Consider the following 22,342-nt stretch of genomic DNA (forward strand, 5'->3'; position numbering starts at 1 on the left):
TTTAGATAAATACTTATCCTTTTCCACTTCAATCAATGGAGCTGCAGTTCTTCCGTCGCATTCCCTGATGCAAAACCCAGCCTTGAGAACATGCTGGATAGGACCTTCAAAAGGCCACCAGATGGCTCAAGGGTTATGGTGTCATAGTTCTTCACACCTGCAAGCTTTGCAGCCACCTCAACTGCATAGTCCTTCCCGCCAGTGTAATCCACCAGACGGTTACGGAGTGCCTGTCTGCCTGTGAATATCCTCCCCTCTGCCAGGTTCTTAACGTAGGAGACGCTGAGGTTCCTGTTGGCAGCCACGGTTCTTATGAAGTAGTCATACTCCTCGTTGACCATCGACTGCAGCATCTGTCTCTCCTCATCTGTTATCATGCGGTAATCGGCCCCCATGTCCTTGTACTCACCCGCCTTTATGGCGTACTTGTTTATCCCCATCTGCCTGTACATCTGGGAGAGATCCGTGAGGTCGAGTATGACGCCTATGCTTCCAACCCATGCTGATGGACTTGCAACTATCCTGTCAGATGCTGATGCTGCAAGGTACGCTCCTGAGGTTCCTGAATCACTTATCCAGCTCACCACAGGTTTTCCTGATTTATTTATGGCTTCCATGAGTTCCTCACTTGCAACAGGTGTCCCTCCCGGGCTGTTTATATCGAGGACTATGGCCTTGACTGAGGGGTCGCTGTTGGCTTCATCGATGAGCTCCTTTATTTCATCGGGGTTCGCAGCATCAGAGAAACCAGCCGTGTCATAGGCTATGGCTCCGTGGACAGGTATTATTGCTATCGTACCCTCGCCGCCCTCCAGCAGACCGGCTAATGAAAGCACCAATCCCGCGATCGAGAGAACCGCGACGAGACCGACGACTATCTTGCTGTTTCTATCCATGGTATCAGACCTTTTTACCTCCAGTCATGTTTTCAGGAGTTTTTATTATATCAGACATTCATCTACCATCCTAAATTTTTCACCATTTTTATTAATAGAATGTCCACCGCTATATAAATATTGCACTTAGATACTATTATTTATTGATGAATACACTTTGCAGTGTTTGAGAACTTGAGGTGCTCTCTGGAGTGCTTTCCTAATCTATTCAGTGAAAGATCATAGAATCCGGGAGTGATTGTTGTGAAGAAGACTGTAAGGTCCCCTGGATCCGCAACCGTGATTAATGCGATTGCAACTGGGAGGGGCTCAGCATTTGGCATAGGACTCAGGGTGGTGGCAGAGGCAGAGCTGATTGACTCGGGGGTAGAGTGCATCTCCCGGGAGGGAGCTGACACGGCCCTAATGGAGCTCTGCACAGGGATGGTGATTGAATATTACGGGGTGGATGCAGGTGTCAGGGTCGTAACATCCTCGAACCTCCCAGTTGCCAGCGGACTTTCAAGCAGCAGCGCGGCCTCCAATGCCACTGTGATGGCAGTCTCCTCCCTCTTATCAGAGGAATTCTGTCTTGAACCCATGGAGGACTCTGTGATGCTCAACATGGCAGTTGACGCATCCCTGAAGGCGGGTGTTAGTGTTACCGGGGCCTATGATGATGCAAGCGCATCATTCTACGGCGGCCTAACCGTGACAGATAACATGGAGAGGCGCATAATCCTAAGGGAGCGCATGGAAAATCAAAAGGTATTAATATATATGCCGGACAGAAGATCACTGACTGCACAATCAGATGTCCCGAGGATGAAACTGCTGGCTCCCTGGGTTGATATGGCCTTCAGGGAGGTCCTTGATGGAAGGGTACACAGTGCCCTGACACTCAACGGGATACTCTACTGTGCATCCCTGGGATTCGATCCGGGAATAGCCCTTGACGCCCTTGAGGCGGGTGCCCTGGCAGCGGGTCTCTCAGGAACCGGGCCATCTTTCGTTGCCCTGGCCAGTGATGACTCTGCAGCTGACATCATTGATGCCTGGGAGAACCTTGAGGGCGAGGTTATTGTAACCTCAGTGGACAACGAGGGTACACGTGTCCTCGAATAACTCCAGCAACCCTGAACAGAGAAAAGGGGAATGATTATGGATGAATCCAGAGCACGGGAGATCCTCAGAAGATCCAGGCAGAAGATAGATGGGATAGACAGGGACATACTTGACCTGATATCCTCAAGGATATCCCTTGCACGTGAGATAGCAGAGGCCAAGGGGGTCCTTGGAATGGAGATCCTGGACCCTGAAAGGGAACTCCAGATTATAGAGAGGACCCGGAAAATCGCCAGGGAAAATGGTATCGATGAGAGTAAACTTATAGAGCTGATGAAGATTCTGATGGATCTCAGTAAAACTGAACAGAAAGAAATGTTAAGGAGGCAATGAAATGGGAAACATAAGGACATCCTTTGTAAAAAGAATAGCTAAAGAACTGATAGAAACTCATCCAGGAAAATTTACAGACGACTTTGACAAGAACAAGAAACTTGTGGAGGAGTTCTCAACAGTAAGCACCAAACACCTCAGAAACAAGATAGCAGGTTACATCACAAGGATCATCAGCCAGCAGAAATAAAACCATAATTTATTCATTTTTTTCCAACATTTAAAAGGTTGTGAAGGTTAATGGAGTTAATAGTTGCTAAATTTGGCGGTACATCAATAGGAAATGGTAGGCGAATTAAGAAGGCGGCCCGTTCAGTTGTGAAGGAGTACATGAAGGGAAAGAAGGTCGTTGTCGTTGTATCTGCCATAAACAAGACAACCGATGAACTCCTCCAGATAGTGGACGAGGCAATGGAAGACGCTGTCACAGAGAAGCAGCTGGCTGAAATAGTATCCATGGGTGAGATGACCAGCGTCAGGATATTCTCATCCGCCATAGAGGCGCTAGGAGTTAAATCAGAATATATAGACCCCTTCATGGATGAATGGCCAATAATAACCGATAGCAACCTTTTAAATGCTAAGGTGGATTTTGAGGCAACCGAGGAGAAGTCAAAGGAGCTGCTTAAACTCCTTGATCAGGGAATAATACCCGTGGTCTGCGGCTTCCTTGGAAGGGACCCCAATGGATACATAACCACCCTGGGGAGGGGTGGAAGTGACATAACAGCATTCCTCCTTGGGCACTGCCTTAAGGCAGATGAGGTTATAATAGTAACAGATGTTGGAGGGGTCATGTCCACTGACCCCAACAAGCTTCAGGGCGCAAAGAAACTTGATAAGATATCAGTTGAGGAGATGAGGGACCTTGCAACCCACGGGGCCCAGGTACTCCACCCCCACGCCCTAAAATACAAGGACCCGGATATAAAGGCAAAGATAATAGGATTTGAACACGGGGACCTATCAGCCCCTGGAACCGAGATAATAGGGCCATCAAAGAACAAGATGGTCAGGACAACAACCCTCAACCCGGATCCAATATCCGTGGTTGCTGTTGTGGGTGAAAAGATACTGAACAAGCCAGGTATACTGGCCAGGTTAACATCAAGGCTCGCAGAGAACTCCATAAACATCATAGGAATTTCAACAGGACAGAACTCGGTCACGATATTTGTTGATAAGAAGGACGCCGATGAGGCCCACAGGCTCCTCCATGATGTGGTCATTGCAGACGATGACCTCAGCTCACTTTCACTGGGAAGGGACATCGCGATGATAACCATATCAAGCCCGGATTTCATAGACACACCAGGCATAATATCTGAAATCACCGAGCCCCTCAGGGATAATGACCTTAACATAGTTGAAATTTCATCCTCACAGACATCTGTGGTTATCTTTGTTGACTGGAATGATGGTAAAAAGGCGTATGAACTTGTAAGGGGTGTTCTTGAATGAAGATTGAAGGCACAGTAGTGGCCATGGTGACTCCATTCACAGAGGACGATGTGGTGGATGAGGCCGGGCTGCGGGAGAACATAAACTACCTTATAGAGAACGGGGTTGACGGTCTGCTGGTTGCCGGGACAACCGGTGAATCAGCTACAATAACCCATGAAGAGCAGAGGAGAATGATCGATATACTTGTGGATGAGGTCAACGGCCGCGTCAGGACAGTTGCCGGTGCAGGCAGCAACTCATCCAGGGAGGCAATGGGCCTCGTGGAGTATGCAGAGGACGCCGGTGCAGACGCAGCCCTTGTCATAACCCCATACTACAACAAGCCCCAGCCCCATGGACTCATTGAACACTACACCATGCTGGAGAAAGCCGCCGACATACCCCTCATAATATACAATGTCCCCTCAAGGACAGGAACCGACATAGATGTTGACACGGTCGCTGAACTCGCAAAACTCGACGGTATAATAGGAATAAAGGAGGCCAGTCCCGACCTGGACAAGGTGTCAATGCTCAGGTCAAGGCTCATGGACCTCGGTCTTGATGACTTCACCATCCTTTCAGGTAACGATAACCTTACACTCCCACTGATATCCATGGGTGCTGAGGGAGTGATATCGGTTGTTGCAAATGTCGACCCTGCCCGTATGAGCCGGCTTGTTAACGAGGCCCTATCAGGAGACTTTGAAGCTGCAATGAAAACGCACTACGAACTCTACAGCCTCATGAAGGTCCTTTTCATTGAGAGCAACCCGGTACCCGTCAAGGAGGCCCTTAACATGATGGGCAGGCCCGCTGGTCATGTGAGGATGCCCCTCGCACCCCTGCAGGATGCAAACCGTGAGAGGCTCAGGATGGTCCTTGAGGAACTGGCGCTGATCTAGGGGGTGTCATGTTTGATAAGGGTCGCAGTTACAGGTGCATGCGGGCGCATGGGCTCAGGGATAATAAGCAGGGTCCTCGAGGAGGATGACATGGAACTTGTGGCAGCCATTGAGGCTCCCGGCACACCCCTCAGGGGCAGGGACATAGGAGAGTTCACAGGCAGAGGCAGGGTTGGAGTTGCAGTCACAGATGCATCCGATCTTGCAGAAACCCTCGCAGATGCAGAACCCGACGTCCTTGTTGACTTCACAGTCGCATCCGCGGCAGTCGAAACAATAAAGACTTCAGCCAGGGCCGGTGTTAACCTCGTGGTTGGCACAACAGGATTTTCAGAGGAGCAGATGCAGACAGTAAGGGACTGCATAGGCAGTTCAGGTGTGAGGGCTGTGATCGCACCTAACATGGCAGTCGGGGTCAACGTGTTCTTCAAGGTCCTCAGGGACCTTGCACTGATCCTCTCTGACTATGACGTTGAGATCATCGAGGCACACCACAGGCACAAGAAGGACGCTCCATCAGGGACAGCTGTACGTTCACTGGAGGTCATTGCAGAGGCCACAGGCAGAAGGGCCGATGAGGTGGCCGTCCATGGCCGATCTGGACTCACAGGTGAGAGGAGTAAAGAGGAGATAGGTGTCCATGCAGTTAGGGGTGGTGACATCGTCGGGGACCACATAGTCCTCTTTGCAGGTGACGGTGAGCGCCTTGAGATAGTTCACAGGGCTCACAGCAGGGATGCCTTCATAGGTGGAGTTATAAGGGCCATAAGGTTCATTGAGGAAGCAGAACCCGGAAGGATAATGGATATGGGGGATGTGCTGGGAATAAAATGATAAGGTGATATTATGGTTAATGTGGGTGTTCTGGGAGCAACAGGGATGGTTGGACAGCGTTTCATTCAGATGCTTGATAAACATCCTGAATTTGAACTTACAACACTGGCGGCTTCTTCACGATCCGCAGGAAAACCCTACGGGGAGGTGGCTAACTGGTACCTTGACTCTGAGATGCCAGAATCTGTGAGGGACATGGAGGTCGTTGAAACGGATCCCTCAGCTGTTGGGGACGTTGATATACTCTTCTCAGCCCTCCCTGCAGATGTGGCCAGGAAGGTCGAACCAGAATTTGCAGAGAAATACATAGTGGCATCAAATGCAAGTGCAATGAGGATGGAGCCTGATGTCCCCCTCGTGATACCCGAGGTCAACCCCGAGTTCCTTGACCTAATAGAGGTGCAGCAGAGGAGGAGGGGATGGGATGGGTTCATCGTTACCAACCCCAACTGCTCAACAATAGCCCTTACCCTCACATTAAAGCCGATCTACGACGCCTACAACATAAAGAGGGTCTACGTCTCAACCATGCAGGCAGTTTCAGGGGCCGGCTACAATGGAGTCCCCTCAATGGCCATACTTGACAACCTTGTACCCTTCATTGGGGGTGAGGAGGAGAAGATTGAAACAGAGACCCTCCACCTCCTGGGAGAACTCGACGATGGCGTGGTGAAACCAGCCAGCTTTGGTGTGAGCGCATCCTGTCACCGTGTACCCGTAGTTGACGGCCACACCGAGGCGGTCTTCATTGAACTGGATGACGACTTTGAAATTGATGATGTAAGGGAGGCCATGGATAAATTCAGGGGGCTCCCTCAGAAGCTGGGCCTCCACTCAGCCCCAGAGAAACCGGTGGTTGTCAGGGATGAGGAGAACAGGCCCCAGCCAAGGATGGACAGGGACAGGGATGGTGGAATGGCTGTCACTGTTGGAAGACTCAGGGAGGACGCTGCATTCGAAAACAGTTTAAGGTACGTCCTTGTGGGTCATAACACAGTTAGAGGTGCTGCAGGGGCATCTATCCTGAACGCTGAACTCATAAATGAGATACTGTAGGATACCATGCACCCCAACCCTCTGGGAGCTGATCTAACCATCCTCTACTTTTTTAATTCAGTTCTGAGCTCACCATTTCTTGATTTTTTAATGCCAGTTTTAACCTTCGGCGGGACCCAGGCCTTCTGGGTGATACTCTGCCTTCTTCTCTATCTTCTTGGCGGGGAGGATGAGAGGGAGGCCGCATTCATAGCCCTCACCGCCCTGGTAATGGGCTTCTTCATGAGCGAATTCCTGAAGATGGTTATCGCAAGGCCACGACCCTATGAGGTGATCTGGTGGGTGAGGCACACCACGGTTGCTGGCGGCTATTCTATGCCATCGGGCCATACTGTGGCAGCATTCGCCGGTTTCACTTCACTTTACTTCAAGTTCGGGAGACCCTGGCTTTTTCTGATCCTCGCATCACTTGTGGGGATTTCGAGGATCTACCTTGGCCTCCATTACCCCACCGACGTCCTTGCCGGTGCTTTTATCGGAGTCATCTGTGCATTCATGGCCCTGAAGATAGAGGATAGGGTTAAATGCTTTGGTCTCTGCCGCTTTGAAAGGTTGCAGCAACGTTAGTGGAGTACCTCCGGGGTGGAGTGAATCATCCCGGGTCCACCAACTTATTTCCAGGCCCACACTGCGGATTATGGATTTTTTTCATCACCCTAAGGGGACCCCTAATTAGAGAATCAGATGATTATCGATAGGGGTTCATACATGGGTTCTGTGGTGGCTATAAGGTGCACTGCATTCCAGTTGATCCCTGGACTCCATTTGGGAAGGTTTTTAAGCTTTCACGTGTTATCTATTAAATGGAAAGGGGTACCATGAGGTTCATGAGGGATTCAGAAAAGGAACAGCTCAAGCTTCTTGTAAAGGCGTGCATGCTTGAGATAAGCAAGCTCAAGATGGATCTTCGCAAATGCCGTGAGAAGTCGGATAACTGTGAGAGGGTTAAGGAACTTGAGGATGCACTTAAACTCAGGGACAGACGTATAGATGAACTTGAGGGACTTGTGGCTGAAAAGGACAGGCTGATACAGGAACTCAACGGCATCATAGCAGATAAGGAATCCCGGATATCTGACCTCAAAAGGTACAGGGAATACTTCCAGGCCCTTACACAGAAGCCTGAAAAGGATTTAACATCATTCCAGTCGCAGATCTACCGCCTTCTGCCTGATGAGAGAGCCACCACAGAGGAAATGCTTGACTTCATAAATGGGATAGGATTTAAGGACCTGAAACTTGAGAACATGGTCCAGATACTCAGGAACCTTGAGAGGAAGGGATACTTCCGGTCGGTGAGGAAGGACAGTCTGACCCTCTGGGAGAAGGTTAAGAGGTGATGTACTGGGTTCCTGTGTTCCTGTTGAAGTGAACTGTACTGGTTGAGTTCCTATCGGAGGTTACCCTGCTCAGAACCTGTAACTGCAAATACCCTTGCAGGGGATGCCTCTGCCCTCACAGGGAGGGGGACAACGAATAATCTGAATTCAGGTGGTAGGAGGTCCGTGTTTGTTATGTTCTCCACAACCCATATCCCATTCTTGAGTAGGAGCCTGTGGATCTCTGTTTCTCCGGGCCTGTCAACACTGGGGCCCTCGATGCAGACCCCCAGAACTTCATGTTCCACAAGTTCCTCTGCAAGCCGTCTCTTTATACCTGGATAGTTTGTGAAGTACTCCTCCGAGCCCCACCTTGAGCTCCAGCCAGTTTTGATTACAGCAATGTCACCAGCCCCTAAAATCTCTTCCCTGGATATGAGGAAACCCTCACCTGTGAGTTCCCTGAGTCCGATCCCGTCAACCGTCAGGTCACTGCAGCGCGCATGTAGGGGGGCGTCTATATGGGTCCCTGCGTGCAGGCCCATGGACACTGAGGATGTAATGTAGTCCTCATCTGAACTCTCAGTTCTCAGTTTAACAGGGGGATCACCCGGGAAGACCGGCATGGAGTCCTCAACCTTATGGGTCAGGTCGATTATTTTCATGGTGTGACTCTTCCCCTCTGAATATATTAATCATTCTCTGCCACGGTATTTGTAACCAAATACCCTAAAGTGAGCAACCTCTGAATATATTAATCATTCTCTGCCACTGTATAAACATGGAACCTGGGGCTGAATCACCCTATAAGCCCCTCCACTTCAAAAAAACTATAAACATGGATCCCCTACTGGGACCCCCATGCTCTCCTGATTATTGGTCCCTATTTGAGTCTGTATTGGAGGAGGACACCATCAACCTTCGAGACAGTCGTGTTCCAGTTACTTAAATGTCCCAGTCTGTTCAGGGAGTGGGTTGTGTCTGCAGTAACCCAGCCATGACCCCTTATCCATACCTGGGCCCATACATGGGAGTACCAGTTCCCGCTTATGAATCTGCAGTAACCACGGACGTAGCGTGCAGGTATACCGCTGGTCCTTGCAAGGGCTACCATGAGGTGGGCCTGGTCGACACAGTTTCCCCTCCTTAACCTCAGTGTACCTGGGGCACCATAAAGTGTCCTGTAATAAAATGAGTAGTCGACACTGTCACGTACCCAGGTGAACAGGTTCAGTGGAGTAGCTGGTATTCCCTGAGAGTTCACGGGCCAGGTAAACCATGTTGGGATCCGTGACGCTGCAGTGGGCCGTTGAACTCAGATACATTCGGAGGGATGGTGGCACGTACCATGGGCTGCTCTTAAGACCCTTCTTAACCGCCCCTTAAGATACCTGTATCTGTTCTCGAGGGACCTGAGCTTGTTCTGAAGTATTATGATGGTTTTTCTGTTCCTTGCGGTGCTTATCCTGGCCAGGGTCCTCTTGATGAGGGCGGATGTCTTCCTGATCTCTGAGTTTATGTTCCTTATATGTAAATCAACGTCACGGGAGTTTAGCCGGTATGCATTGAGGGGTACTGGAGTCCTTATATATACGCCTGCCGGCATCATTCCCGTCTGGTATCTGTAACGGCCGATCTTTGAGAGGAGGTATACGGTATTGTAGAAATCGATTTTACCCCCACTGTATGGTACTGCTGAAGGGCATCTACTGTATCTATCTGTCATGTCACGAAATCTTTCTGTTATCTCACTGTACTGCCATGCGCTTAGCTTCACTGACATACGGCGAATATCGAGGCCTGGTGGCTTCAAAGCTCTGCATTCAACGGTCTTTGAGCCTCTCAGTACCTGCTCAGGGCTAGGTGTAGGATGCACAGTCAAGACTTCTGTTTCCAGTACTTATATTTTCAGGCAGCCTCTGATACTTCTCCATGAAATTAGCCACCCTGACACTTGCCTGAAGGACTTCAGAGCTGTTAAGGGATTCTGAGTCATTCTCAAGGGCATATGAACCTTCCATAGCCACAATTAAAATCAGGGCCATGGTAAGGTATACTGAGGCTTTGCTTAGCTGCCTCATATCAACCACATATTTATATTAGGTCCTATCTTCGTTAAATACTCTTCTGGAAACAACCGAAAATTATTTATAGAACCTCTAACCCATTGATAACTGCATATTGATTTATAATAAAACTGAGGTGATTGAATGGCACAGGGACAGCAGCCAATTCTTGTACTGCCCGAAGGTACAAGCAGGTATCTTGGAAGAGACGCACAGAGGATGAACATCCTTGCAGGTAAAATACTCGCAGAGACCGTGAGGACAACCCTTGGACCTAAGGGTATGGACAAGATGCTGGTTGACTCCCTTGGGGACATTGTCGTAACCAACGACGGTGTCACAATACTCAAGGAAATGGACATAGAGCACCCAGCAGCAAAGATGCTCGTCGAGGTCGCAAAGACTCAGGAAGACGAGGTAGGGGACGGTACAACCACAGCAGTCATAATAGCTGGTGAACTGCTCAAAAAGGCTGAAAACCTCCTTGAAATGGAGATTCACCCAACAATAATAGCAATGGGTTACAGGCAGGCCTCTGAAAAGGCCCAGGAAATACTCGACGACATCGCAATCGACGCCAGCGACAGGGACACCCTCATGAAGGTTGCTATGACCGCAATGACAGGAAAAGGAACAGAAAAGGCAAGGGAACCACTGGCACAGCTCATAGTGGATGCTGTCAAGCAGGTTGAAGAGGACGGCGAAGTCGAGAAGGACCACATAAAGATAGAGAAGAAGGAAGGCGCAGCAGTGGACGACTCAACACTCGTCCAGGGTGTCATAATCGACAAGGAAAGGGTCCACCCAGGAATGCCAAAGAAGGTTGAAAACGCCAAAATAGCACTCCTCAACTGCCCAATCGAAGTCAAGGAGACAGAGGTGGACGCAGAGATCAGGATAACAGATCCATCACAGATGCAGGCCTTCATAGAACAGGAAGAACAGATGATCCGCGACATGGTCAACTCAATTGTTGACACAGGCGCAAACGTCCTATTCTGTCAGAAGGGCATCGATGACCTGGCACAGCACTACCTGGCCAAGGCAGGAGTCCTTGCAGTGAGGAGGGTCAAGAAGTCCGACATGGAGAAACTCTCCAAGGCCACAGGAGCAAACATAGTCACAAACATCGAGGACCTGGGTGAAGAAGACCTGGGTGAAGCAGGAGTCGTATCAGAGAAGAAGATTTCAGGCGAAGAGATGATCTTCGTTGAAGAGTGCAAGGAACCAAAGGCAGTGACAATACTGGTCAGGGGATCAACCGAGCACGTTGTAAGCGAAGTTGAAAGGGCAATCGAAGACGCAATAGGTGTCGTCGCCGCAACAGTTGAGGACGGTAAGGTCGTTGCAGGCGGAGGAGCTCCTGAAATAGAAATCGCAAAGAGGCTCAAGGACTACGCTGACTCAATAAGCGGCAGGGAGCAGCTGGCAGTCTCAGCCTTTGCAGACGCCCTCGAAATCGTGCCAAAGACCCTTGCAGAGAACGCAGGTCTTGACAGCATCGACGTCCTCGTTGACCTCAGGGCAGCCCACGAGGAGTCACCATACATGGGAATCGACGTATTCGATGGTAATATCGTCGACATGAAGGAAGCAGGAGTAATCGAACCACACAGGGTCAAGAAACAGGCCATCCAGTCTGCAGCTGAAGCAGCTGAGATGATACTGCGCATAGACGACGTCATAGCCGCATCATCATCCGGTTCCGAGGATGAAGGAATGGATGAAATGGGCGGCATGGGCGGAATGCCTCCAATGTAAGGCATCCCCCAATCTTTCTATTTAATCCATTCTTATAGCTCTTTTTTGCGAAGGACTGAACCCATAAACTGATGGGGTGGAGATCTTTTTTCCATAAAAAATTTTAATGCAGTAACTCACGGATAAAATGAGGTTTTTTTGGCACTGTAATCTCTGGTTTTTGAGGGTTCGTGGGCACGTTTCTTATTTATTAGTAACTTTTTCTCCTTGGGTTTACTACGATTCTTTATTTCAGGAAAAAACTTTGGTTCTGGAATGAGAAAATGTCATTATTCAAGAATTCTGGGCTCAGCTTCAAAAAAATAATGGTGGATGGTGGTTACCTTGAAAATATGTGGACTGCTGCTGTTCCACCGGTTCCACCGATGTTGTGGGTCATACCGATCTCAGCACCTTCCACCTGTCTCTTATCGGCTTCACCACGCAGCTGCCATACAACCTCAGCTGCCTGTGCTATCCCGGTAGCTCCAAGTGGATGACCACGTGCCTTGAGCCCACCTGAGGGGTTAACGGGCATGTCACCATCAATCCTTGTTATACCCTCCTCAAAGGCCCTTCCACCTTCACCCTTATCAACGAATCCAAGGTCCTCAACAGCCAGTATACCGTTTATGCTGAAACAGTCATGGACCTCAACGAGGTCTATGTCCCCTGGAGTCATCTTAGCCATCTTGAAGGCCTTTCTGGCCGCATTAACTGTAGCATCAATCCTTGTTATGTCCCTCCTGTCATGGAGTGCAATGGTACCCGAGGCCTGTGCAGATGCCTTCACATATACAGGGGTGTCTGTGTACTCCCTCGCCATGTCTGCAGGGCACAGTATAACCGCTGCAGCCCCATCGGATATCGGTGAACAGTCGAGGAGCCTGAGGGGATCCGCAACCATTGTTGAGTTCATGACCTGTTCAACCGTGACCTTCATCGGGAACTGGGCCCTGGGGTTTTTTGATGCGTTCTCATGGTTTATAACTGAGACCATGGCGAGCTGCTCCCTTGTGGTACCGTACTCATACATGTGCCTTCTGGCCATCATTGCATACAGTGATGGAAAGGTGACACCCTGCTGGGCCTCCCACTCCTGGTCGGATGCTGTTGCAATGGCAGGTGTCGGGTCAACAACGTCGGTCATCTTCTCAACACCTGCAGCTATCACGATGTCATGGTATCCTGATGCAACCGCCATTATGCCACTCCTTAGGGCGAGTCCACCTGATGCACAGGCTGCCTCAACCCTTGTGGAGGGTATGGGTGTCAGGCCAGCGTGGTCCGCGATTAGTGAGGATATATGTTCCTGTTTTATGAATAGACCGGCTGACATGTTACCAACGTACATGGCATCAAGGTCGGCGCCCTCGACTCCTGCGTCCTCTATGGCTCCAAGTCCGGCCTCGGTTATCATGTCCCTGAAGGAGACATCCCAGAGTTCTCCAAATTTTGTCTGTGAAACTCCAATAACTGCTACATCCCTCATTATATCACCTCTTAAGCCATCCTGAGTTTGCCCTTGAATTTGGCGTATATGGCATAGTCCACGTACCTCTTATTCCTGATGATCTCGGCCACAGATGGTGCAAGGTCACGCCTCTCCTCTATGAGGTCATTAACCTCTATTATGAAGGCGTCGCTTCCAGCACCTGAACCATAGGACACTGCGAGTATCCTTGCGCCGGGCTCTGCAACGTCAAGGGTTGCTGCAAGGCCTATTGGTGTCGCACCTGAGTAGGTGTTCCCTATCACGGGTGTCAGGAGTCCTGGTTTCACCTGTTCACTGTCAAATCCCAGTTTACGGGCGGTCTTCAGGTAGAATTTCCCGTTTGGCTGGTGGAAAACAGCGTAATCGAAGTCATCTGCACTGAGGCCGGTCTTCTCCATCATACCCCTGGCGGCTCCAAGGACGTGCTTGAAGTAGGCGGGTTCACCTGTGAATCTTCCCCCGTGCCGGGGGTAGGGCATGCCTTCCCTCCTGTAGAAGTCGGGGGTGTCTGTTGTGAAGCTGTAGGTTTCCTTTATATCTGCAAGGCAGTTTTTTCCACCTATAACATAGGCTGCCCCGCCTGCTGATGCAGTGTACTCTAGGGCATCGCCGGGGGCTCCCTGGGCTGTGTCAGCGCCAACTGCAAGGCCGTACCTGATTATGCCTGAGTCAACAAGCCCCATGCAGGCCTGTATACCTGCGGTACCTGCCTTGCATGCGAACTCAAGGTCGGCTGCTGTCATCTCAGGTGTCGCCTCAACAGCCTCTGCAACTATTGTTGCTGTTGGCTTAACAGCGTAAGGGTGTGATTCTGACCCCACATAGACAGCTCCTATCTCTGAAGGATCTATCTGACTCCTTCTGAGGGCATTACGTGCTGCCTCAACTGAGATTGTTGCTGTGTCCTCATCAGGACCAGGGACTGATTTTTCCTCCACAACCAGACCCCGTGATATGGCCTGGGGGTCGTCTCCCCAGACCCTCGCGATTTCTTCAACCTTTATCCTGTATGATGGAATGTAAACTCCATATCCAACTATTCCAGCCATGAATATCACACCATTAATATCATTCTGGATCCTGTTATTATTCTAGAATTAAAGTACTTATCCCTTGCTCTACTATCATGGCTTCTAGTATATATAACTGATATATGGTTGCCTGATGTGGACACTCTGTAAAACCATGTAAATCTGAAAAATGAAAGGTTAAATCCTTTAAGGAATCTCCATTCAGAGGGGTATGGTGGGAATAGAAGAAGATGTCCTTGATAAGGGTATCTAGAAAAAGATCCTATTAAAATCCAGGGGGCATTAATTCAGAATAGATATATGCGGTTGCCGGGATTTGAACCCGGGTCGCGGGCTTGGAAGGCCCGAGTCCTAACCAGACTAGACTACAACCGCTATGCGGCGTCCGGGATTTGAACCCGGGTCGCTGGCGTGGCAGGCCAGTGTCTTAACCAGGCTGGACTAACGCCGCAATTCGTAGGCATAGAAAAGATTTGAGATCATAGTATATAAAGTTTTCTATTTTTCGTCTGTTCAGGCAATGAATTTTAGCACGCGGTTTTTATTCTCAGGGGTTCCACATATAAATGGAGGTCTCCATGGTTACAGCTCATGCAAGGTTCGGGGAGGTTGATGCGCTCAGGGGGGCTGCTGTCCTGATGATGATTGGATATCATGCCCTCTTTGACCTTGACTTCCTGGGGGTCCTGGATATTGACATGGGTTCCCCGGTTATCTGGTTCACCGGAAGGCTGACGGCGTTCCTTTTCATATTCCTCGTCGGGGTGTCCCTCAGCCTGAGCCATTCAAGGAGGGAAGTTAATGCCAGACATTACATCCTGAGAGGTTTGAAGATATTCCTCTGGGGGATGGTCATCACCGCCGCAACATGGATCTACCCCCACAAGGGTTTCATAGTCTTTGGGGTGCTCCACTTCATAGGCCTTGCAGTTATACTTACATACCCCCTTGCCGGAAGGAGAGCCGCTGCACTTACATTATCGGCTATTGCAATCACGGTGGGGTTCATCATGTCAGGGGTGCGTGTTGAAACTCCACTCCTGATGTGGCTTGGAATCAGACCTTATAATCTTTACACCCTTGACTACTTCCCGCTTTTCCCGTGGCTGGGTGTTGTGCTCCTTGGAATCTTCACAGGGGACACCCTCTACCCGGGATACCGTAGAAGATTTGGATTAAGGGCATGGAGTCCCTCTCTACTTCAGCTGATTGGAAGAAACTCACTGAAGGTCTACCTGATCCATCAGCCTGTGATAGTGGGGATAATCTGGCTATTAATGGATTTAAACTCTTAAATGACTCCAGAATGCTGGAATGAAGCTTCATGACGTAAATAACCTCAGTAAATGGTCCACACACTAATTATCAAAAAACTTATTAACAATAAAATGTAAAATCAAGTCTCGAGTTTACATCCGGATTTATTAACTAAAGCAAATTTGGCTTTAAATCCGGATTATATCTTATTAGCTGATGGAGGTAATATTACGGATGCCAGAAAAGGATTCATTCTAAGTTTTCTGCTGGCCCTTGGGGTATACCTGGTACCATTACCGGGTCTGAGGGCTTCAGGACACGCCGCAATTGCTTTACTTGTATTTGCAGTTACAATGTGGGCAACAGAGGCCGTCCCACTGGCTGTAACATCACTCATAATACTCTTTGCACAGCCACTCATTGGTGTTGAAAGTTTTGAAAACGCGGTTATAGGTTTTGCAAATCCCATACTCTTCCTCATGATCGGGGGATTTATAATGGCGGAGGCCATAAGGAAGAGTGGTCTCGCCCAGAGATTCACCTACTACCTCCTGGGGAGGCTTGGAACCTCACCGGAGAGGGGGCTGTTTGTAAGCATATTCTCAACGGGTCTTCTATCTGCATGGATTGAGAATGTTGTCGCCTTTGCAATGCTCCTACCCATCATAAAGGAGATAGTGGATATAATGGGCTGCTCCGAACCTGAGCGGGGAAAGAGTAACTATGCAAAGGCCATGATACTCGGGGCATCATTCGGGTCCCTTGCCGGCGGATTCGGTACAGAGATAGGAACAGCCCCCAACCTCATGGCAGCTGCCTACACCAGCATACCCTTCCTTAACTGGATGATATTCGGTCTCCCACTTTCGATTGCAATGCTCCTTGTCACATGGTTCCTCCTTATGAGGATCTTTCCCAGCGAGGTAAGGGCACTCGAAAACGGGGAGGCCCTGATAGGTGAGAAGATAAGGATGATGGGTCCACTGAGCAGGGATGAGAAGCTCAGCACAGGGATACTCCTATTCGCAATACTGCTATGGGTTACAGCAGGTTTTACAGGCATCAACAGCTACTCAGTGTCACTTATAGCCGCTGTGATGTTCATATTCGCGGGTGTGATAACATGGAAGGACGCACAGAAGAACATTGACTGGGGCCTCGTGGTATTCTTTGGAGGGGCACTATCCCTTGGAAGCGCACTCCTCAAGACCGGGGCGGCTGCATGGATAATTGATAAACTTGTGGGCATGCTGGGTTCAGATCCATCTACTGTGGTTGTCATGCTCCTGCTTATGGCTGTGGCGGTGATCATCACCCAGGTGATGTCCAACATAGCCCTGTCAGCCATCCTCGTCCCCCTCTCGGTGACCCTTGCATCTGCCCAGCACCAGCCCATCGGGGTATACGCGGTACCAGTGGCAATTGCATGTTCACTGTCATTCATGCTCCCGATGGCAGACCCCACGGTTGCAATGGCCTACGGTTCCGGCTACGTTAAGCTGAGGGATATACCGAGGGCCGGGATTCCCATCATAGCTGTGGGTATCATCCTGACGGTCCTTGTGATCACAACCCTGGCAGTGCCCTTCATATCATGACCCGGGTCTGCAGATGCATCCCCCCTATTTTTTAACTGATGATGGTCCTCTCTAAATGCTGAACTTCAAAGGAATTCTGTTAGAGATTGGGAGTCCAGAATTTAATCCTGACAGGATGTCTGTTCTGGTTAATGCATGGAACAGTCTCTTTTAAAATATGGCGTCCTTAATCCTCTAAAAGAATTAAGATTGAAAATGAAGACTGGGTCCTTAAAATCTATCCTTCAAGGATCTCCTCGATGATGGAGAGGTCCATGTTTTCCTCAACGATCTCTGCCAGCCTGTCAATTGAGAACCTTCTTGAGGCACTGAAGTTATCGTCCACATAATCAAGGGTTTCAAGGCCCTTCCTCTCCCTGAGGATATTCGTGAAGTACCTCCTGAAGCGGAAGTTATGGAATATTCCATGGAAGTAGGTTCCGGCCACGTTTCCATCGACCGCCCCATCAAATCCTCCTCCCCTTGTGTTCCCGAAACCACTCTCAACCCGCAGCAAGGGCTTCACATCACCGAGGACTGTGGTCCCCTCATGTAGTTCATAGCCCTCCACGGTCTCTCCCCTGATACCACTGAAGATCCCGTTACCAAGGACCCTTCCCCTGCTCTGAGATATTATCTTACCCTCCCCTGTAAACCGGGTTTCACAGTCAAGAAGACCAAGACCCTCAACACTCCCTGCAAGGGACTCCTGCCGGGCATCATCAATGATCCTCTTCCCCAGCATCTGAAAGCCACCGCATATGCCAAAGATGGGTATCTCACGGCTTAAGTCCCGGATCTCGTCAGCAAAGCCGTTCTCCTCAAGGTGGATGAGGTCGCTTACTGTGTTCCTGGTGCCGGGGATTATGATGGCGTCAAGGTCATCAAGGCTGTCACCCGTCTCTATGAGCCTCACAGCAACGTCCTCCTCGTACTCAAGGGGGTCTATATCTGTGAAGTTTGATATCCGGGGCAGCCTCATAACTCCAACCCTTATATCCCCACTCCCCCGGTACTTCCTCTGGGATAGGGATGCTGAGTCCTCCTCAGGGAGCTTCAGGCCTTCATCATAGGGCAGAACACCCAGCACTGGGACTCCTGTGATCTCCTCGATCCTCTCAATGCCGGGCATCAGTATGTCAATGTTGCCACGGAACTTGTTTATGACAACACCCTTTATCCGGGACCTGTCAGGTTCATCAAGGAGCATCATGGTGCCTGCAATTGATGCGAAGACACCCCCACGGTCTATGTCAGCAACCAGTATAACGTCGGCATCTGCAAGGTGGGCGATCTCCATGTTGGCGAGGTCCCTGTCCCTCATGTTTATCTCGGCGGGGGATCCTGCCCCCTCTATCACTATAAGCTCATATCTGCTCTTAAGGTACTCGAGGGATTCCCTTATCGCCTCAAGGGCGGTATCCCTGAATTCTGTCTGGTACTCCTGGAAGTTCATGTTCCCTGCGGGTCTTCCATGGACTATTACCTGGGATGTGAAGTCCTCCTTGGGTTTGAGGAGGACGGGGTTCATGTGGTGTGATGGTTCTATCCCTGCGGCCTCTGCCTGGAGGACCTGGGCCACAGCTATCTCCCTGTTCTCAGCTGTTGTGAAGGAGTTCAGTGACATGTTCTGGGATTTGAAGGGCGCAACCCTGTAGCCCCTCCTTGAGAATATACGGCAGAGGGCTGCAACCAGGACGCTCTTACCTGCACTCGATGACGTGCCCTGAACCATTATACACTTTGCACTCATGGCCTCACCATTGATCAGTGGAAATTGCCCCATTAACTGTTTTCTATTTAATATGACCTTGGTTAACTGGAGCCTGTTCCTAACAATATTGGACACTAAAATCTTAAATACATTGCTGGCGAAAATATTACTCAAGATGTTCATTGTGGGAGATGATTAAATGGCCTCTGTTCCCCCTGAAGTTCCTGAAATGTCTGAAGAGGATCTTAAGACAATTTTTGAGACTGTTATCAGTAAAAGTCCTGATGCCATAATAACGGCTAACATGGATGGTGTCATAGTCTTCTCAAACCCTGCAGCAGACAGGATGTACGGATACCCGACACTTAGGGGTAAAAATCTGGATATCCTGGTCCCTGAACACATGAGGGATGATCTCCACATTAAAATGGAGGAGTACCGTGTTGCTGGTAGACATGAGCTCAGCGGAAGGGTTTTTGAGACGGTTTCCCTCAGATCCGATGGGACAGAGTTTCCTGTTGAGATGACCATCAACCCTGCTGAAACGCCTACCGGGCGGTATATAACTTCAATAATAAGGGATATCTCCCAGAGGAGGAAAATGGAGGAGGAAGTTAGGAGCAGTGAGGAACAGTTCAGGGACCTCCTTGAGAACGCCACTGACATGATACAGGCCGTTAACCCTGAGGGTAAATTCGTCTATGTTAACAGGGCATGGAAGGAGACCCTTGGCTACACCGACAGGGACCTTGAGGAACTCACACTCTTCGATGTGATACACCCGGATAAACTCCAGGAGTGTCGTGAACTTTTCAGGAGAGTGATGTCAGGTGAGAACATACCCACCGTCGAGACGGCCTTCATAACCCGTGACAGGGAGAAGGTATTCGTTGAGGGGAACGTCAATGTCAGGATGAGGAACGGGAAGGTCGAATACAGCAGGGCGATCTTCAGGGACGTTACAGAGAAAATTAAATTCCAGAGGGAACTTGAGAGACTGGCAGCCATAGTTGAATCCTCAGGTGATGGCATCATCAGCTATGACCTTGAGGGTAACATAATGGACTGGAACAGGGGAGCTGAGGTGATCTATGGCTACAGTGCAGATGAGGTTAAGGGGAAGAACATCTCCATCCTAATGGACGAGGAGGAACTTGAGAGGCTTCGGGGCCTGATATCGGAGGTTAAATCAGGGGATTCAGTTTCAAACTTTGAGGCAAGGCGTATAAGGAAGGATGGTGAGGAGATCTGGGTTTCAATATCCCTGTCACCACTACGGGATTTCAATGGTGAGATCATAGGGATTTCAACCATTGCAAGGGACATCACCGAGATGAAGAGGACCCAGCAGGCACTGGAGGCGAGCGAGGAGAAGTACCGTAAAATAGTTGAGAAATTCATACAGAACGCCCTGGCCCTTATATCTGAAATAAACAGGTGACCTGCCATGGGGGATACCTTTATAAATGGGACCCACATATATTAAAATAAAAATTTGTAAGTAAAATATTTTAAGTAGAAGAAACAATTGGGAACTGTGATTTTAATTTTAACCACTTCACTTAATGGAGGCATCTGAATAGAAATGAAAACCACCATTAAAAACTCCAGAACTCAGGAATCTGTTTCATATGAGGGTAACGAGACTAAAAAGGGAACAGGGAAGGCCCTTTCATATGAAACCTCAAAGGATATAGAAGTCCCAGAAAGACTCATAGATCAGATCATAGGGCAGGAAGAGGCCGTTGAGACAATAAAGAAGGCGGCTGAACAGAGGCGTAACGTTTTATTAATAGGGGAACCAGGTGTGGGTAAATCCATGCTGGCAAAGGCGATGGCAGAGCTGCTGCCACGCGAACAGCTGCAGGACATACTGGTCTACCCCAACATAGAGGACCCCAACAATCCCCTCATAGGGGCCGTGCCAGCAGGAGAGGGCCGTAAGATCGTGATGAACCACAAGAACAAGGCAAGGGCCCAGGATGAGAAGAAGAACCTCTTCATGATGCTCATAATATCCTTCATCCTTGTCCTTGGGTTCATGATGAACCAGTTCCTGGCAGCGATAATAGCTGCAGGTATAATATTCCTGGCACTGCAGCAGTTCAGGCCACGGACAACGGTCATGGTCCCGAAACTCCTGGTGAACAATGAGGGAAGGCAGGTCGCACCATTCGTCGATGCAACCGGAGCCCATGCAGGGGCCCTCCTCGGTGATGTGAGGCATGACCCCTACCAGTCAGGTGGTCTGGGCACACCTGCACATGAGAGGGTGGAAGCAGGGATGATCCACAGGGCCAACAAGGGAGTGCTCTACATAGATGAGATAGGCACAATGAAGATGAAGACCCAGCAGGAACTCCTCACAGCAATGCAGGAGAAGAAGTACTCAATCACAGGCCAGAGCGAAACAAGCAGCGGCGCCATGGTACGCTCACAGGCGGTTCCCTGTGACTTCGTACTGGTGGCATCAGGTAACCTCCAGGTACTTGAGGGCATGCACCCTGCCCTCCGTTCAAGAATAAGGGGATACGGATACGAGGTCTTCATGAAGGACACGATGCCGGACACACCAGAAAACAGGGACAAACTCGTTCAGTTCGTTGCGCAGGAAGTTGAAAAGGATGGCAGGATCCCTCACTTCAGCAGGGAGGCAGTTGAGGAGATAATAAGGGAGGCCCAGAGGAGGGCCGGTAAGAAGGACTCCCTTACCCTCAAACTCCGTGAACTGGGGGGTCTTGTAAGGGCTGCAGGTGACATCGCCAAGAGCCGCGGAGCAGAACTTGTGGAGACAGAGGACGTTATAGAGGCTAAAAAGCTTTCAAGGACCCTTGAGCAGCAGATTGCAGATAGATACATCGTTCAGAAGAAGAAGTACAGTGTCTTCAAATCAGAGGGTGGAGAGGTCGGACGCGTCAATGGCCTTGCAATAATCGGTGATAGGAGTGGAATCATACTCCCAATAGCCGCAGAGGCTGCCCCTGCCCAGAGCAAGGAGGAGGGGAGGATAATAGCAACAGGTAAACTCGGTGAAATCGCAAGGGAGGCTGTGCAGAATGTTAGCGCCCTCATAAAGAAGTACACAGGTACAGACATATCCAACTATGACATCCACATACAGTTCCTCCAGGCCTATGATGGTGTTGAGGGTGACAGTGCAAGTGTCTCAGTTGCAACAGCCGTCATATCAGCCCTTGAGGAGATACCCGTTGACCAGTCAGTTGCCCTCACCGGCTCACTGAGCATACGTGGAGACGTGCTCCCGGTTGGGGGGGTCACAGGGAAGATCGAGGCTGCTGCAGAGGCAGGCATAAGGAAGGTACTGATACCTGCATCCAACATGGGCGATGTGATGATTGAGAAGAAGTATGAGGACATGGTTGAGATAATACCGGTTGAGACCCTCGGGGATGTCCTTGAACATGCACTCATCGGTAAGGGTAAGGAGAGCCTCATTGAGAGGATGCAGAAGATAAGTGATATTGTGCCTTCAATCATGAAGAAACCTGCTATGCATTGATCCTCCATTTAACTCTTTTTTGGAATATCTTAGATCTGATTTTTTTGTAAGG

At 49.7% G+C, this 22,342-nt stretch carries 22 protein-coding genes and 2 tRNA genes; 14 read left to right on the forward strand and 10 right to left on the reverse strand.

Annotation, left to right across the window (positions count from 1 at the left end; translation table 11 throughout):
• Positions 1 to 32: 32 nt before the first annotated feature.
• Complete coding sequence (gene sppA / locus DNK57_RS07085; RefSeq protein ID WP_192962249.1) at positions 33 to 896, reverse strand: signal peptide peptidase SppA; 864 nt, start codon at positions 894 to 896, stop codon at positions 33 to 35.
• Positions 897 to 1,139: 243 nt separating this feature from the next.
• On the opposite strand from sppA, the gene DNK57_RS07090 reads away from it, so the two are divergent.
• The 9 genes from DNK57_RS07090 to DNK57_RS07130 all read left to right on the forward strand — a co-directional run bounded on the left by DNK57_RS07090 (position 1,140) and on the right by DNK57_RS07130 (position 7,911).
• A complete protein-coding gene (locus DNK57_RS07090) occupies positions 1,140 to 2,000 on the forward strand; it encodes a shikimate kinase (protein ID WP_192962250.1) in 861 nt (286 codons plus the stop codon).
• Between the two features lie 36 nt (positions 2,001 to 2,036).
• The gene (locus tag DNK57_RS07095) at positions 2,037 to 2,333 is read left to right on the forward strand and encodes a chorismate mutase (protein ID WP_192962251.1); all 297 of its coding nucleotides are present in this window, start codon (positions 2,037 to 2,039) and stop codon (positions 2,331 to 2,333) included.
• Between the two features lies 1 nt (position 2,334).
• Positions 2,335 to 2,523 carry a 30S ribosomal protein S17e gene (locus DNK57_RS07100; protein ID WP_192962252.1) on the forward strand — a complete coding sequence of 63 codons (189 nt, stop codon included), beginning with the start codon at positions 2,335 to 2,337 and terminating at the stop codon, positions 2,521 to 2,523.
• Between the two features lie 50 nt (positions 2,524 to 2,573).
• A complete protein-coding gene (locus DNK57_RS07105; RefSeq protein ID WP_192962253.1) occupies positions 2,574 to 3,794 on the forward strand; it encodes an aspartate kinase in 1,221 nt (406 codons plus the stop codon).
• Positions 3,791 to 4,681: a 4-hydroxy-tetrahydrodipicolinate synthase gene (gene dapA, locus DNK57_RS07110; RefSeq protein WP_192962254.1), complete on the forward strand. Its 891-nt coding sequence runs from the start codon at positions 3,791 to 3,793 to the stop codon at positions 4,679 to 4,681. The genes DNK57_RS07105 and dapA overlap by 4 nt, the downstream gene beginning before the upstream one ends.
• Before the next feature lie 12 nt (positions 4,682 to 4,693).
• Positions 4,694 to 5,515: a 4-hydroxy-tetrahydrodipicolinate reductase gene (gene dapB, locus DNK57_RS07115; protein ID WP_192962255.1), complete on the forward strand. Its 822-nt coding sequence runs from the start codon at positions 4,694 to 4,696 to the stop codon at positions 5,513 to 5,515.
• 12 nt (positions 5,516 to 5,527) lie between these two features.
• Positions 5,528 to 6,571 (forward strand): aspartate-semialdehyde dehydrogenase, encoded by a 1,044-nt coding sequence (asd, locus tag DNK57_RS07120; protein WP_192962256.1) that lies wholly within the window; start codon positions 5,528 to 5,530, stop codon positions 6,569 to 6,571.
• A gap of 90 nt (positions 6,572 to 6,661) precedes the next feature.
• Positions 6,662 to 7,138: a phosphatase PAP2 family protein gene (locus tag DNK57_RS07125; RefSeq protein WP_226891154.1), complete on the forward strand. Its 477-nt coding sequence runs from the start codon at positions 6,662 to 6,664 to the stop codon at positions 7,136 to 7,138.
• A gap of 236 nt (positions 7,139 to 7,374) precedes the next feature.
• Positions 7,375 to 7,911, forward strand: a complete 537-nt coding sequence (locus tag DNK57_RS07130) for a hypothetical protein (protein WP_192962258.1) — start codon at positions 7,375 to 7,377, stop codon at positions 7,909 to 7,911.
• Between the two features lie 50 nt (positions 7,912 to 7,961).
• Here the strand turns inward: DNK57_RS07130 and DNK57_RS07135 are convergent, their stop codons facing one another.
• From DNK57_RS07135 to DNK57_RS09170, 4 genes are all read right to left on the reverse strand, one after another.
• Positions 7,962 to 8,555, reverse strand: coding sequence for a cyclase family protein (locus DNK57_RS07135; RefSeq protein WP_192962259.1), 594 nt, complete (start codon positions 8,553 to 8,555; stop codon positions 7,962 to 7,964).
• 218 nt (positions 8,556 to 8,773) lie between these two features.
• The gene (locus DNK57_RS09160; protein ID WP_320056877.1) at positions 8,774 to 9,154 is read right to left on the reverse strand and encodes a transglutaminase-like domain-containing protein; all 381 of its coding nucleotides are present in this window, start codon (positions 9,152 to 9,154) and stop codon (positions 8,774 to 8,776) included.
• Between the two features lie 51 nt (positions 9,155 to 9,205).
• Positions 9,206 to 9,673, reverse strand: coding sequence for a hypothetical protein (locus DNK57_RS09165; protein ID WP_226891156.1), 468 nt, complete (start codon positions 9,671 to 9,673; stop codon positions 9,206 to 9,208).
• A gap of 76 nt (positions 9,674 to 9,749) precedes the next feature.
• A complete protein-coding gene (locus DNK57_RS09170; RefSeq protein ID WP_226891187.1) occupies positions 9,750 to 9,971 on the reverse strand; it encodes a pseudomurein-binding repeat-containing protein in 222 nt (73 codons plus the stop codon).
• A 129-nt stretch (positions 9,972 to 10,100) separates the two neighbouring features.
• Between DNK57_RS09170 and thsA the strand changes: the two genes are divergently transcribed.
• Positions 10,101 to 11,717, forward strand: a complete 1,617-nt coding sequence (gene thsA / locus DNK57_RS07145) for a thermosome subunit alpha (RefSeq protein WP_192962260.1) — start codon at positions 10,101 to 10,103, stop codon at positions 11,715 to 11,717.
• A gap of 319 nt (positions 11,718 to 12,036) precedes the next feature.
• Here the strand turns inward: thsA and DNK57_RS07150 are convergent, their stop codons facing one another.
• From DNK57_RS07150 to DNK57_RS07165, 4 genes are all read right to left on the reverse strand, one after another.
• Complete coding sequence (locus tag DNK57_RS07150; RefSeq protein WP_192962261.1) at positions 12,037 to 13,188, reverse strand: acetyl-CoA acetyltransferase; 1,152 nt, start codon at positions 13,186 to 13,188, stop codon at positions 12,037 to 12,039.
• A gap of 11 nt (positions 13,189 to 13,199) precedes the next feature.
• Positions 13,200 to 14,240 carry a hydroxymethylglutaryl-CoA synthase gene (locus DNK57_RS07155; protein WP_192962262.1) on the reverse strand — a complete coding sequence of 347 codons (1,041 nt, stop codon included), beginning with the start codon at positions 14,238 to 14,240 and terminating at the stop codon, positions 13,200 to 13,202.
• Positions 14,241 to 14,523: 283 nt separating this feature from the next.
• Positions 14,524 to 14,597, reverse strand: a tRNA-Gly gene (locus DNK57_RS07160).
• A 2-nt stretch (positions 14,598 to 14,599) separates the two neighbouring features.
• Positions 14,600 to 14,673: transfer RNA gene (locus DNK57_RS07165), tRNA-Gly, on the reverse strand.
• Positions 14,674 to 14,800: 127 nt separating this feature from the next.
• On the opposite strand from DNK57_RS07165, the gene DNK57_RS07170 reads away from it, so the two are divergent.
• Together DNK57_RS07170 and DNK57_RS07175 are read left to right on the forward strand one after the other, a co-directional pair.
• Entirely contained in the window at positions 14,801 to 15,517 is a 717-nt protein-coding gene (locus DNK57_RS07170; RefSeq protein WP_192962263.1) for a heparan-alpha-glucosaminide N-acetyltransferase, read from the forward strand.
• Between the two features lie 144 nt (positions 15,518 to 15,661).
• Positions 15,662 to 17,077: a DASS family sodium-coupled anion symporter gene (locus DNK57_RS07175; RefSeq protein ID WP_394354491.1), complete on the forward strand. Its 1,416-nt coding sequence runs from the start codon at positions 15,662 to 15,664 to the stop codon at positions 17,075 to 17,077.
• A gap of 217 nt (positions 17,078 to 17,294) precedes the next feature.
• Here the strand turns inward: DNK57_RS07175 and cobQ are convergent, their stop codons facing one another.
• Positions 17,295 to 18,809 carry a cobyric acid synthase CobQ gene (cobQ, locus tag DNK57_RS07180; RefSeq protein WP_192962264.1) on the reverse strand — a complete coding sequence of 505 codons (1,515 nt, stop codon included), beginning with the start codon at positions 18,807 to 18,809 and terminating at the stop codon, positions 17,295 to 17,297.
• Positions 18,810 to 18,969: 160 nt separating this feature from the next.
• Between cobQ and DNK57_RS07185 the strand changes: the two genes are divergently transcribed.
• Both DNK57_RS07185 and lonB read left to right on the forward strand, forming a co-directional pair.
• Positions 18,970 to 20,211 (forward strand): PAS domain S-box protein, encoded by a 1,242-nt coding sequence (locus DNK57_RS07185; protein ID WP_192962265.1) that lies wholly within the window; start codon positions 18,970 to 18,972, stop codon positions 20,209 to 20,211.
• Positions 20,212 to 20,355: 144 nt separating this feature from the next.
• Positions 20,356 to 22,290: an ATP-dependent protease LonB gene (lonB, locus tag DNK57_RS07190; RefSeq protein WP_192962266.1), complete on the forward strand. Its 1,935-nt coding sequence runs from the start codon at positions 20,356 to 20,358 to the stop codon at positions 22,288 to 22,290.
• Positions 22,291 to 22,342 lie beyond the last annotated feature (52 nt).

The sequence above is a fragment of the Methanothermobacter thermautotrophicus genome, assembly GCF_014889545.1.
Taxonomy (GTDB): Archaea; Methanobacteriota; Methanobacteria; order Methanobacteriales; family Methanothermobacteraceae; genus Methanothermobacter; species Methanothermobacter thermautotrophicus_A.